The organism is Thaumasiovibrio subtropicus (assembly GCF_019703835.1).
GTDB classification, from domain to species: domain Bacteria; phylum Pseudomonadota; class Gammaproteobacteria; order Enterobacterales; family Vibrionaceae; genus Thaumasiovibrio; species Thaumasiovibrio subtropicus.
Genome location: NZ_AP023055.1, coordinates 69,139 through 81,899 on the forward strand (window position 1 = coordinate 69,139; position 12,761 = coordinate 81,899).

Annotated in this window: 15 protein-coding genes; 5 read left to right on the plus strand and 10 right to left on the minus strand. The window is 47.2% G+C overall.

All coding sequences use genetic code 11. The features are described 5' to 3' along the window. Positions 1-4: 4 nt before the first annotated feature. A complete protein-coding gene (locus tag TSUB_RS16630) occupies positions 5-1,447 on the plus strand; it encodes a sensor histidine kinase (RefSeq protein ID WP_087024234.1) in 1,443 nt (480 codons plus the stop codon). Beyond that, positions 1,444-2,724 (plus strand): ABC transporter substrate-binding protein, encoded by a 1,281-nt coding sequence (locus TSUB_RS16635; protein WP_087024232.1) that lies wholly within the window; start codon positions 1,444-1,446, stop codon positions 2,722-2,724. Before TSUB_RS16630 ends, TSUB_RS16635 begins: the two co-directional genes overlap by 4 nt. Positions 2,725-2,740: 16 nt before the next feature. Here TSUB_RS16635 and TSUB_RS16640 read toward each other — a convergent pair whose 3' ends face one another. The 3 genes from TSUB_RS16640 to nfsB form a co-directional block, all read right to left on the minus strand. Next, positions 2,741-3,151, minus strand: a complete 411-nt coding sequence (locus TSUB_RS16640) for a GFA family protein (RefSeq protein ID WP_087024230.1) — start codon at positions 3,149-3,151, stop codon at positions 2,741-2,743. A 19-nt stretch (positions 3,152-3,170) separates the two neighbouring features. Further along, positions 3,171-3,566: a hypothetical protein gene (locus TSUB_RS16645; RefSeq protein ID WP_087024228.1), complete on the minus strand. Its 396-nt coding sequence runs from the start codon at positions 3,564-3,566 to the stop codon at positions 3,171-3,173. Between the two features lie 218 nt (positions 3,567-3,784). After that, positions 3,785-4,441, minus strand: coding sequence for an oxygen-insensitive NAD(P)H nitroreductase (gene nfsB, locus TSUB_RS16650; protein WP_087024226.1), 657 nt, complete (start codon positions 4,439-4,441; stop codon positions 3,785-3,787). Positions 4,442-4,652: 211 nt separating this feature from the next. Between nfsB and TSUB_RS16655 the strand changes: the two genes are divergently transcribed. Beyond that, on the plus strand, positions 4,653-5,015 hold the full coding sequence (locus TSUB_RS16655) for a VOC family protein (RefSeq protein WP_087024224.1): 363 nt from the start codon (positions 4,653-4,655) through the stop codon (positions 5,013-5,015). A gap of 102 nt (positions 5,016-5,117) precedes the next feature. Here TSUB_RS16655 and TSUB_RS16660 read toward each other — a convergent pair whose 3' ends face one another. From TSUB_RS16660 to TSUB_RS16680, 5 genes are all read right to left on the minus strand, one after another. Further along, on the minus strand, positions 5,118-5,294 hold the full coding sequence (locus TSUB_RS16660) for a DUF6435 family protein (protein WP_107925021.1): 177 nt from the start codon (positions 5,292-5,294) through the stop codon (positions 5,118-5,120). A gap of 75 nt (positions 5,295-5,369) precedes the next feature. Next, entirely contained in the window at positions 5,370-6,374 is a 1,005-nt protein-coding gene (locus tag TSUB_RS16665) for a substrate-binding domain-containing protein (protein ID WP_087024222.1), read from the minus strand. A gap of 217 nt (positions 6,375-6,591) precedes the next feature. Beyond that, on the minus strand, positions 6,592-7,056 hold the full coding sequence (locus TSUB_RS16670; protein ID WP_246616503.1) for a GNAT family N-acetyltransferase: 465 nt from the start codon (positions 7,054-7,056) through the stop codon (positions 6,592-6,594). A 79-nt stretch (positions 7,057-7,135) separates the two neighbouring features. Then, positions 7,136-7,678 carry an outer membrane beta-barrel protein gene (locus TSUB_RS16675; RefSeq protein WP_087024219.1) on the minus strand — a complete coding sequence of 181 codons (543 nt, stop codon included), beginning with the start codon at positions 7,676-7,678 and terminating at the stop codon, positions 7,136-7,138. A 214-nt stretch (positions 7,679-7,892) separates the two neighbouring features. Then, positions 7,893-8,588 (minus strand): Crp/Fnr family transcriptional regulator, encoded by a 696-nt coding sequence (locus tag TSUB_RS16680; protein WP_159064986.1) that lies wholly within the window; start codon positions 8,586-8,588, stop codon positions 7,893-7,895. A 121-nt stretch (positions 8,589-8,709) separates the two neighbouring features. On the opposite strand from TSUB_RS16680, the gene TSUB_RS16685 reads away from it, so the two are divergent. Continuing rightward, positions 8,710-9,504 (plus strand): sulfite exporter TauE/SafE family protein, encoded by a 795-nt coding sequence (locus TSUB_RS16685; RefSeq protein WP_087024216.1) that lies wholly within the window; start codon positions 8,710-8,712, stop codon positions 9,502-9,504. A 45-nt stretch (positions 9,505-9,549) separates the two neighbouring features. Here the strand turns inward: TSUB_RS16685 and TSUB_RS16690 are convergent, their stop codons facing one another. After that, positions 9,550-10,632 carry a PQQ-dependent sugar dehydrogenase gene (locus tag TSUB_RS16690; protein WP_087024214.1) on the minus strand — a complete coding sequence of 361 codons (1,083 nt, stop codon included), beginning with the start codon at positions 10,630-10,632 and terminating at the stop codon, positions 9,550-9,552. Positions 10,633-10,833: 201 nt separating this feature from the next. Here TSUB_RS16690 and TSUB_RS16695 point away from each other — a divergent pair, with 201 nt between their 5' ends. Next, complete coding sequence (locus TSUB_RS16695; RefSeq protein ID WP_087024212.1) at positions 10,834-11,292, plus strand: hypothetical protein; 459 nt, start codon at positions 10,834-10,836, stop codon at positions 11,290-11,292. 930 nt (positions 11,293-12,222) lie between these two features. On the opposite strand, the gene TSUB_RS16700 is transcribed toward TSUB_RS16695, so the two are convergent. Beyond that, positions 12,223-12,588: a hypothetical protein gene (locus TSUB_RS16700; protein ID WP_087024210.1), complete on the minus strand. Its 366-nt coding sequence runs from the start codon at positions 12,586-12,588 to the stop codon at positions 12,223-12,225. Positions 12,589-12,761: the final 173 nt, after the last annotated feature.

Genomic DNA, 12,761 nt, shown 5'->3' on the forward strand with positions numbered 1-12,761 from the left:
TGTTATGGCATTGCTCTCTTCACGTATTTTCAACTCCATGATCTTCCGGGTGTCAATTGCCATGCTGACGGTGATTTTGTTAGCAGAGCTTTTAGCCGGATTTATATGGTACAAAAATACCGCGTTGACTAAGCGAGAGTCGGCGCACAGTGCGTTAACCGCGGTAACAACAGCGGCTGCGGATACCTACAACTATTTCCATCAATTGCCAGTGAATTACCGTCACTTGGTCTTAAACCAGCTACGGGATGTCGGTGGTACGCGCTTTTTCATTTCAATTAATAATCAACCACTGGATATTCCAACGCTTGATCATCTTTCTTTGACGGCCGAACTGCTCACCGCCGCTGAGTTACAGTTGCAAAAAGACGTACAGCAGATGGAAGGGATGCGAGTCAGTATCACCCGACGTGATGAAGTGAAACTCTTTAATGCGGGGATCAAGCTAGCGGAATTACCTGAGCTTTGGACCAAGTACAGTCTTGTGCTGGGGGAGCTCGACTTGCCGATTGTCGTCATTCAAATCCAGATGTCTGAAAAAGAGTGGTTCTATTTAGCGACGGTGTTACCCCTCTCTTTTAGTGCTCTGACCGATGAGTTTATTAGCCAGCGGCAGGTCTTGTTTTTGTTTATTGTCACCGCCATGTTGATGCTCTGTTCTTACGTCGTGCTGCAAAAAGAGATCCGGCCCTTCAAATCTCTTGCGCGTTCCGCGACGTTAATGGGGGCACAAATGCGTGTCGAAGAGATTGAAGAGGAAGGCAGTGTTGAAACGCGCGCGGCTATCCATGCGTTTAACAAGATGAATCGGCGGATTAAGGCTTATCTTCTCGATCGAGAAATGCTGTTTAGCGCTATATCGCATGATTTGAAAACCCCACTCGCTTGCCTCAAGCTGCGTACTGAAATGTTGGATGATGAGCAAACTAAGGCACGTTTTGAGAAGCTTCTAGGCGAAGTTGAAATGATGCTGAAAGGCGCGTTGCAGTGTATCCGAGATACGGATATTCATGAAGAGCCTGAGTGGGTGAACATGCACGAAATGTTTACCCAGTGTGCTGATTATTATAACCGTGAAAAGCCATGTGTGACGTTGCGCTGTGAGCCATCGGCTGGAGTATTTGGTAAACCATTGGCGATTAAACGGCTGGTGTTTAACTTGGTCGATAATGCGATTAAATATGGCGATCGTGTGGAAATTGATGTGCTGGAAAGCGACGACGCGGTTGGCATCATCCTACGTGATGGTGGGCCGGGCATCGACAATGCACTGCTAGAGAAGGTGTTTGAACCTTACTTTCGCGCAGAAGGTAGCAGTGTGGAAGGCACTGGGATGGGTTTATCCATCTCACGAAGTATTGCCCGCAGCCATGGCGGCGATATTAAGTTATCTAATCATCCCGACGGTGGTTTGGTAGTGGATGTAGTGATGATGAGTATTGTATGAAGAAACAAATTTTAGCAGCCATATTGGCACTGCCGCTCTCCGTTCAGGCAGGCAATGGTGGAGAAAGCAAACATGTTCCCGTTGACGCACAAGATAGCGTTGAGTTGCTGCATTGGTGGACATCGAAGGGTGAGGCAGCGGCGCTTGAAGTGATGCTTGAAGCGTTTGCAGATTCGCCCATCAAGCTGATTAGTGATCCGGTGATTGGTGGTGGTGGTGCCGCCGCCAAGTCGATTTTGCAGGCGCGCGCTATCGCAGGTAACTTGCCCCATATGGCGCAAATGGAAGGGCCAGCCATTCAAGCGTGGGCGAAACTCGGTTTTCTCCACGATATTGACGATCAGGCGTTAAATCGGGAATGGGATAGTCAACTGTTTCCCTTGGTACGCGAGATTCATCAATATCAAGGGCACTATGTCGCAGCGCCAGTGACCATTCATCGCCTTAACTGGATGTGGGTGAATACGCAGGTGCTAGCGCGCTATAACTTACCGGTGCCGCGGGATTGGCCGACACTGATCGATGTGCTGCGTCGTTTGCAAGCCAAAGGTCTTGATCCCATCGCGATCGGCGATGACCAATGGCAGGTGGTGCAGATCTTTGAAAATATCGCTTTTGGCGTCGGCGGCAGTGAGTACTACCACAAAGCCTTTATTGAGCTAGATCCTGAAGCGCTTAACAGTGATGAAACTAAACAGACATTGGCACGTTTTCGTGAAATCAGCCGTATAGCCCAAGCGACACTATCACCCAGCCGTTGGGAAGAGGCAACAGAGCGCTTATATCAGGGCGAGCATGCTTTTCAATTCACGGGTGATTGGGCATTAGGCGAATTGTTGGCACTGAATAATGGCTATCCAGAGCACATTGAGTGCGTGCCTTTCCCTACCACTGAGCGTGGCTTTATCTACAACATGGACAGCTTCACCTTCTTCAATACCTTGAGTACATCCGCAAAAGCGGTGGATACAGCGTCGTCGGTGTTGGCGGATACGGACTTTCTCTACAACTTTAATAAAGTGAAAGGCTCGATTCCTGCGCAGGCTAATGTCTCATTAGAAGGGATGACGCATTGCCAGCAGCAAGCGGCAAAAGATTTTCAAACGGCGATGAAGAGTGATGCCAGTACACCGAGTTTGAGCAACTCAATGGCCTTGAGTCCGATCGTGCAAAATGCGGTTTCGAGCGAACTCTATCGTTTCTTTTCCGATCCTGAAATGAGTGCAGACTCGCTCATCATCCATCTAGGCGCTATCGCCGATGGGGTAGGAAGATAGTGATGGGGACAGTATGTTAACTGTCCCTTCCTTCAGGATGCTGAGGAACATCCTCTAATATTTCGTGCCAATTTGCCTTGTATTGAGTGTAGATATTAGCATCTATTGTGACAGGTATAGGCTCATCAAAGGTGGCGATAGCCAGCTCCATCTCCTCAAGTGGTTGTCCTTTGCAACGAAAACCAATACTGCTGCCACAGTGTTGGCAAAAGGAGCGAATGGCACCATTACTGGGCGCGGTGAACTCTTTTAGCTGCGCTTTACCGCTAAGCCATGTTAGGCCATGCACTTCGACCAAAGTGCCGAACGCTGCGCCGTGGAATTTTCGACACATGGTGCAGTGGCAATGTGCGGCCTTTTTACTAAAGCCTGAAACCTTAAACGTTACTGCGCCACACAGGCAACTGCCATGGTAGGATTTGCTCATGGTCATCCTTACGTTGTGATTAACTGTTTACAGCGGAAAATTGCTCTCGCCAAATGTCTTGAAGATAGTTTAATGCTTGGTCTTGTGCCGAATAATTAATGGTAAGCCTGTTCTCTTCCCGAAGCTGGAGGTAAATAGTGGCGCATTGCGCACAGGATTCCAAGAAGCAGTCTTGAGTAGCGTTTTCATAGAGGTGCTGATTGACCTTTTCGATTAAGGTGAGCTGATCACGCGCTGCATGTGTCTCGGCCATGGGTCTTAAAATCAGATCACTGATAAAACTGATAAACGCCGTTACATCAGCCGCATCACTGGGCTGCTTCTTATCTAAGTTGTAGGTCAGTGTGACGGCATGACTTAACCATTTCCAAAAGTTGTCCTCAACCCATTGTGCATCTGGCTTCTCGTGCTGCATGATTTGATCCTGTGCTGTGCGCTGCTGCCTTTTTCGCCAGACGTTAACATGGAACTCATCAATAAATTGTTAGGCTTTGTGTGATCTTCACTCAATTCGAAGTTGAGTTGATCATTGTTTGAAGCCACTCGAGAAAGTATTGGGTGCTTGTAGGTTGAGGAGAGGGCTAGTTTTTTCATCCCCAGCCTGAAGAGGCTGGGGGAAACCGGGTTCGAGGGTTAAGCAAGCTCGGTGAAGATGTCATCTTCGCTGCGACGTGATTTTGGCAACGCAGCGTTAAAGTCGTTCTCATCGCGATAGCCCAGTGCGACGGCGGCAACAGCTGTGTAACCTTTTGCGGTGAGACCAAACTCTTGGTTCAGTGCTGACATATCCATGCCTTCAATTGGCACGGCATCAATACCCATCGCACCCGCACCAAGCAACACTGTCCCCATGTTGAGGTAGACCTGCTTCTCCATCCAGTGCTGTGCATCTTTTAGATCGAAACGGTGCATGTTGACGAAGAAAGAGCGACCCGCGTGCACCATGTCTTTAAATGAGGGGTCGGTAAATCGACCATCTTGATCTTCGAGTGCGAGCAGCGCTTCGAGGTAGTTGTCATCAATATCGGTTTTTGCACAGAACAGAATAACATGTGATGCATTGTGTATTTTCTGACCATTAAACTCATAACGGCCTTGCGCGCCAGCCATGAAGCGTGCTTTGCCTTCGTCACTGTGAGCAATGATGAAATGCCAAGGCTGCGAGTTGACGCTGGATGGGCTGAAACGCAGCAGTGATTTAATCTGGTCAAACTGCTCTGAAGGGATCTTTTTGTCAGGATCAAATGCTTTGGTCGAGTAACGGTTTAGCGCAATGTCAGTCAAGTTCATGAGAATGCCTATGGGATGTGAATTTGAGAAATTTACGCTAATGATATCGCTACCCTTATTAAAGACAAGGGTATCTGTCTCTGTGGGTGTGCTGATGGCGCGGGTTTAGGCAGTGACTCGCAGTGAAGCGTGATATCTTACGTTGATTTCCTTTAAATGATAATTGTTATCGTTTATCGTGGAGAATGTCTGTGCCACAAGGATGAGTAAGATGAACTTGAATCTCGTAGAAATTAAGGCGTTTGTTCCAGCGAAGGATTATGAGCAGTCGATACGTTTTTACCATGCACTTGGATTTGATGTGCTGGCGGATATGGGAAATGCGGCTTCCCTCCGATGTCAAAGCTGTGCGTTTATGTTGCAGAACTTCTACCTTGAAGAGCATGCGATCAACACGACATTGCATCTCCTTGTCGAAGATGCGCAAGCTTGGTTTGATAAGGTCAGTGGCTTAAATCTAGAACACGAGTTTTCTGCAAAAGTGACTGATTTATCTGAGCAGCGTTGGGGAATGTTAGAGTTTTTTGTCGTTGACCCGAGTGGTGTACTTATTCGTATTGGCCAGCAGCTTTGAGTATAAGAAGATTAGGCCACAGGTCTTACACACTTTATGTGGTAAAGAGTGCTTGTTTCCTCGATATGACAGTGTCTTAGCCATTGTGGTGCTCGCCATTCATTATGTCTGAGAGGCTTTAATCAGTTGAATCTCTTCATAGACTGCCTCTGCGTCGGCTGTGAGCTGCGAGTATGAGCGGATATCCCCTCGTCGTTGTGCTTGCATCGCTTGTTCAAGCAATAGTGCGTGCTGTTTGAGCAGCTTTTTGACTGGATCGCGTTTGAGAAATGAAAACATGAGCGCCTCTAAATAAAAACAATCAAGCACCTTGCGGTGGTTTGACTGTAGTTACGTAGTGGCAAGCAATTAGGATTAACTTGTTAATCGTTGAACCGATTGTCTGCGCACTAAGGTTGGCACAAATTGGCGGGTGTCTAGGTTGCCGACATTGCAACCAGAAAGGTTGAGTGCAAGTTGCGTGGCGCGTTCTGCCATCATGTGAATGGGGTAGCGAACAGTGGTAAGTTTTGGGGTGAGATAGCTTGCAATGAGACTGTCACCAAAGCCAATCAAAGAGAGCTGGTGTGGCACATCGTAGGCATTGTCTTCTAACACGGATAGCGCCCCTGCTGCCATGTAGTCATTGAAGGCGGCAATGGCAGTGATTGGAAGCCCTTTAGAGAGTAGATAGGTCATCGCTTTCTCACCACCCGCTTCATTGGGCGTGCAATACTCGATAAACCGTTCGTCATAAGGAAGCTGGTGCGCTTGTAGTGCCGCGCGGTAGCCGGAGAGCCTTAAGCGCGTATCTTCAATGTCTTGGTTTGAGCTCAAAAAGCCAATGTTCTTGTGGCCGTGTTTAATCAAATACTCGGTGGCTAAGAAAGCGCCACTTTCGACATCAAAAGAGATACAGCGATCGGCGATTTCGGGTATGTGGCGATTGATTATCACCATGCTAGAGAGAGAGTTAGCGTAGTGAATGAGTGTCTCATCGCTGAGCGCTTTGCTGTGTAAGAGTAGCGCATCACAACGGCTATCAATCAGCCACTCAATCACCTGTCTTTCTCTTTCTTCATCATGGTAACCATTGCCAAGCAGCAGGTGTTTTCCGTGTTGATGAGCGAGGTCATCGATAGTTTTGACCATGGTGCCAAAAAAAGGATCAGCGATATCCCCCACCATTATTCCTAAGGTGTGCGTGGACTGATTAACGAGTGCGCGTGCATTTGCATTGGGCCGATAATCTAGGCGTTTCATTGCGCTCTCGACGGCGGTAATAGCGGCGGCACTGGCTTTAGGGGATTGATTAATGACGCGGGATACGGTGGCGATAGATACGTTAGCTGCTTTTGCAACGTCTTTAATTGTGGCCATGAACTTCCTTAAAACAGTACCGAGCGGGTGCGTCGGATGTGATACCGGTTCATTAAATCACAATTGTCACAATAAGGCCGTGGAAGGGCTCCCAAATTTGATTGCATATGCACCAGGTTGGGGCAATAAGTGTCGCAAAAACAGCGAATCGATGAGTATATAGCGCTTTGTTCCGGGATAGCCTCGACTCGCTGGTGGTGTAGCGTGGTTGATATGGTTATAGATTTCGAGCTATCAGGAGCACTTCATCAGCAGAATAGAGGTTGGTAATGATGGCTTCCTCTTCCGCACCGAGAGCAGACTGATACAGTGCCTTTGCGTGATTATCGTTTCGCGTTGTGATGAGAATGTGTTTCAAACTGGCACCCATTTCCGCAAGGGCGTGGCGAAGTAATGGCAACGCCTCTTTGAGCATACTTCTGCCTATCCCTTGTCCTTGCGCCGTTGGTGTCACCGCAAACAGTTCTAGCTCTACAACCGCTTCTTTACGAAAGCCCGCTTTTTGCATCCAAATAGCAAACCCTAGCACTTGATGATCGCGCTCAAACACCATGGGGATCGCACGGGGTTTGGCTTGATAAGCACATTGAATCCAGCGTTCTGAATGGTGCTGACGGGGAAAGTTAATCGCGTGGATCTCTGCAACGGCAGGGATATCTTGCTCGGTCATTAGGCGTAACATAGCTACTCTCTCTTGCATGGGTGGCTGTCGCCATGATGACCGAGTCTTCTTTATTCCGCTTTGCTATACATCATAAAAATTAAAAGCGGTAAGCAATGCCAACACTCGTGACACCTGCGTGGTCACTGTCCATATCATAACGTTCGTACTCAAAACGCAGATTGAAGTTGGCTACATCCATAGATACGCCTGCGCCGTAAACGATGTCATTCCCTGAACGGCGGTGGTGATTTGTATTGACGTCCAACGTTTGGCGCCATTTGTGCATACCGACTTTACCGTAAGCATTAAAGTCTAAGCCAAGAGGAAACGACGCCACTAACGCGCCACCAGTTGCGGTTGTGTCTGTCGCCGTGGTGTCATTAAAGTTTAAACGGCCGAAGTCAGTGTAAAAGGCTTCAACCGCTAAGTTTTCGTTCAACTGGAAACCGCCATAGAACTTGTTACTCCACTCATCGGCTTTAAAACGAGCGAGGCCATAGTTTGTATCAGCGGCCAGTTCTTGTTTGTAGTTGCCATAGGCATAACCGACATAGAGCCCTGAATCTCCGGTGCCATAAAGGCCATTGGCATGGGTTGCACTTGCCGCGAGAAGAGAGAGAAGAGTGATAAGCTTGCGCATAAAGAGTTTCCTACGAATGTGAGGGCATACACGCCCTGCCTAAATTTCTGGCGCGAAGGTTATCATGTAGGGTGTCAGGCAAAGTAAGGGCTATGTCAAATTAGGTAAAGAAAGTCAGAACGGCGCAATTTTGCGATATTCTCCGCAAGATTGCGTCATTTTGACGATGTTTTATGTGGGTTTACCTGAATTTCTTGGAATCCATATCGAATTCTTAACGAGTTTCACCGATGAGCGCAACGCGATAGCTTTGTAAGCGATTGAAATCTAAAGGTGAGATCTTGCGGCTGTTGGGGTCAAGCAACTCACGTTGTTTTAACTGACGGCAAACACGAATCACCGTTTGGGTTTCGGTCCCGCTGAATTCAGCGATCTCTCGGCTCGTCCAAGGGTAGTAATCAAACTGTTTAAACAGGTACAAGATCGCATCGACAATGCGCACCGCGGCAGAGTGGCCTGCGATATCCGCCATACGTTGCTCGGCTTCCCCGAGTTCTTGACAGACCGATGTCATCAGGAACTTGAGTAAATCGGGGGCATGTTGTTGTAGTTCATCGATGCTTTTCAAATGAATGTGTTGTAGCGATGTCGGTAACAACGTACGGGTAGTCAAATGATAGCGTTGCTGACTAAAGAGGCTTCGATAGCCGAAGTAATCGCCTCGGCCATAGACACGCAGCAAGCTTTCTTTCCCGGTTTCTGTGATGCGATACAGCCCGACTAAGCCCTCTTCTAAATAGTAGAAACCATTCGCATGTTGTGTCGCGCGATAGATGACTTGTTTTTTGGCCACGTTCATAGGGTGGCAATGCAATGCATCGGGGATCATAGCAGGTCCGGTGACTTCAATTAGGGCGACCATAACTGAAAATGAACCGCCATTCCACTTTAAGTTTATGTTCTGGGACATAAATGTCGTGCAGCAGTTTATGTCCTCCAACATAAGTCAATTTTGGGGTTATCAGTAAGCTAGCTACATGGTTAAGCCTATCGTTGTTGCTTAACGAAATTCTTACTGACTAAGGCGTCTGATGGACATTTTTTCTCTGCTTTTTTCTCTCGATACGCTATTGAAACTGGGTTTTGGCACTTTGATCGGTCTGTGTTTGGGGCTGACGGGTGTTGGCGGCGGAGTGCTGATAATACCAGTATTGACCGTCTTTTTTGGCATGCAAACCATTATGGCCGTCGGAACGGCAAGCTTGATCTCCTCTATTGTGAAAGTGAATGCTGGGTTTGCGCACATTAAAGCTGGGAATGTAGCTTGGCGGCCATTACGTTGGATGTTATTGGGCGCGATTCCGATGACACTCGCGACTACTTCAGGGATTTTGTTGTTAAATCAGCACCAGGTCTGGGGGCCTCGTGTGGCGTTGGCTGTTGAGGCGACCATTGTGGGCGTGATGGTGTTTGCATTGATTTCGATTTTTAGAAAGTACCGAACCGCAACGAAGCCACAGACGGAAGTATCGCGCTCAACCTCGACGGCGGTGATGTCAGGCATGGCATGCGGATCGATTTTGGGGTCGACTGGTGTGGGAGGCGGTGTGATGCTGTTACCCGCCTTTAATACCGTGATGGGCGTAGACATTAAAAAGTCGATCGGTTCTTCTGTAGTGATGGCATTAGTGCTTTCTGCGTTGACAGCCTTGAACTATGGCCGCGGCGGACAGAGTGACATGTTAGCGGCGATTGTGATGTCTCTGGGCGCATTTATTGGCGTGCCGATTGCCGTGCGATTATTGAAAAAGCTCTCTGATAGTCAGATTTATCTGTTTACATTAGTCATCATCAGTATCAGCTTAGCGCTGACGCTGCTGCATTAATTCATCTCACGCCCGATGATAACTCGGGCGTGGCTTGTGCATCATTCATAGCTCTGGTTTTATTCTGTAAATGGTCCCGCTGTCGGTTGAGAAGTAAATTAACCCATCTGGGCTGACTTCAATATCGCGAATCCGCTCACCTAAATCTTCAAAAAGTCGCGCTTCTTCTTTGAGTTCACCGTTGTGAATCCCAACCACATTGATATGGGTAAGCTTTAATGCACCCGCAAGGAGTTTGCCATCTAAGCTTGGGTACCGTTCACCGCGATACAGGACTAAGCCAGAGGGGGCGATGGAGGGAATATAAACCAGTTTAGGATCCTCCATGCCGGGCAAGCTTTTGGCTTCGCCCACTGAGATAGGGCCCCAATACTCTTTACCGTGCGAAACGGTCGCCCAACCATAGTTCTGGCCTTGCTCAATTAAGTTGATTTCATCACCGCCACGAGGGCCATGCTCGATCGACCAGAGTGATTGGGTATGGTTATCGAAATAGAGGCCTTGTGGGTTACGGTGACCATAACTGAAGATTTCTGGTAGGGCATTTTCTTGCTTGTTAAAGGGGTTGGATTCAACGGCACTGCCATCTTTATTGAGGCGTAAAATGGCCCCGGCGTGTGTGCTAAGGTCCTGACCATTATCACGTTCGCCGCGATCACCAATACTGAGGTAAACGCTACCTTCGCCATCAAAAGTGATGCGACTGCCATAGTGTCGACTCGTGCCCGTAGCGGAGACAGAAACGAGGATATCCTGCCAAGGGCTCAGCGAACCTTGCTGAAGTTGACTGGTTGCCAAAGCAGTGACCGCGCCTTTTGAGGTTTGCTTGCTGTAGGTTAAGTAGACGGTGTTGGTCGCATTCGGGTCGATAGCAATATCGAGCAATCCCCCTTGGCCGGAAGCGGCGACATCATCGGGTTTAGTCAAGGATTGCTGTTGGTTGCGAGCAATGTTTAGCCATTTAACGGTGCCATTTCGTTCGGTGACGAGTAGTTGATGCGCATCGATGAAGGCCATACCCCATGGTACAACAAGCCCTGAGGCGACGGGTTCTACGTCGAGTGCGTGCGATGAATAGCTAGTAAGGGAAAGCGTCAACGTGATAGCAGCAGTAGAGAGTGTTCTCATCACAAGCTCCTTGTGGGTGATTGTCTATCTTTTATACGTTAACCAAGGGAAGAGCGCTAGTCGCTTCTTTTCGGGAGAGTTTACAGGGTTAGCTGAATGAGCCATTGAGGTGGATTGAGTACATGCCCCCAACGTTTATCGTTAAATTCCTTTTTGTTGATAGTTATAATGCTCATCAATGGAACTCTTTAAACTATTGATGTGAAAACGATTAAACTTTTAAAATTTGTTGGGATGTTAAGTCTGCTTTTGATTTTATTCTATGCAATGGTGACTGCATTGATATACAGAGAGACTCAAAAAAACATGTTCCTCAAGTCTTATTTTATAGAATATGCTGAAATGATCGGTACATGGCACCTTGATAGCTTTAGACATATTTTGACCGATGACCTCATCGCTAGCTTGGAGCATGAAGATAACAGCACCTTGCTAACAGCTCTTAGCGATCGGTTAGGTAAGCTCGAAGCATGTGAGGAGCCGAATTTTGTTAGGGCGGAGGTTCACTTCAGTACTGACGCCAGAAAAGTAGACACCGTTATCTTTTCAGCACAATGTCATTTTGAAAAAGGTCATGCTGGGCTTTCGATAGCCTTTGTCGAGCACGAGGGCGAACAGTATGTTCATCTATTTCGGTTGAACAGCATTACAACGACATGATCGTTTCAGGGTTTTAGAAGCAGATAAGCCAATCATGTCGTTAGAGTATCAGTATGATTGGCTTCTTCAGCGTCCTTCTATGAGTTTACATATCTGTAGGTTAATGATCATAGCGACGCTAGTTTATTGAGATGTATTGGAGCTTCCTTAGATTCACCACCTTCGTCGAACCAAGCGCGTAGTTTCGGAGGCATTGGCTTATAATCTTGTTCCAGTTCATCAAACTAATCCTGAATTGAGCAGAGTTTATGCTGACCAGTATCTAAATCACGGTCGCTGCTTGCTGTAATTGTTTTCATTTAAGCACTATCAAATAGTAAAAGTGAGATTTATCTATATATTTTAGAGGTTAAGCTAGTCTATATAAGAGGTTTAGCTGTTGGGAGTATTCATATTTTGTTACTTGCCGGTTGTTTTTATTAATGTATAGTGCTGATTGATTGATGCTATCTATTATATTAATTACTGGAAAGTATGAGAGCTGCTTTCAGTATTCGAATATGTAAGTGAAATTTTTTTTCTACTTAACTCAGGGTGGCTTAAATCGCAGATAAAAAAACGCCATCCAAGAGGGATGGCGTGAACGATGAAAATCAAAACGGTTTAGTCAAAGAACGATCTTCATCGATTTCTCAGCGTGTCGCTGATCAATACGGGATAGAAAACGCGTTTGCGGTTTCTTTGAATGCGATTGTCATCCTTTTTGCCACAGGGCAAGCAAGACTGCTGCGTATTTTGGCAAGGACGAGAGGCAGTGGCAATCTTTTTCGTCGGTGTTATTCACCTAACTGTTTGCCTCTATCTCTTTGATGTGCCTATGTTATCAATTAAAGCTTAATGATAGCTGAATGAATGATTGGTGGCTTATTATGTGATTGGTGAATGTATAAAAGGCGCGAAAGCGCCTTTGGGTTGTTTGATGTGCGCGGGTTAGCTGTGAATTTTCGCTACGCACTGATTAACATCGCTTGCGGTGGCGCATAAACGGGTCTCTTCGCTGGTAAATGCGCCTGCGTAAAGGGACTCACTCTCGTCTTCATCTGCGCGGTTTTCCGCAACCCGTTGGTGGAAATTACTAGCGGTGGCAAACTGCCGTACTTCTTCGGCACTAAATAGGCTGGTAGACGCGACACCCTGATTGTCATCACTCTGCAGTGCTTGGTGGTTTTCTACTTGCGCATGGAAATTATCTGAGCCTGCGAACATCTGTGTCTCTTCAAGTGTGTAGCTTGCGTGCGCGCCTGCTGCGAAGAGACCGAGTGTCATCAATGTAGTAGCGATCACTTTTTTCATCATCATTTCTCCGACTATACCGTTTTTTGAATTTGCGAGTTTTTCTCGCTGTAGGATGATTGGCGTCCAGCAGTTGCGTTGGCTTCATCTCTGTTTGATAGATGTAGCTTATCAAAGCGAGCTGAACATAAAATGAACAAATGTGATCTTGATCTGTATTGTGAGGGTGGGGCTTG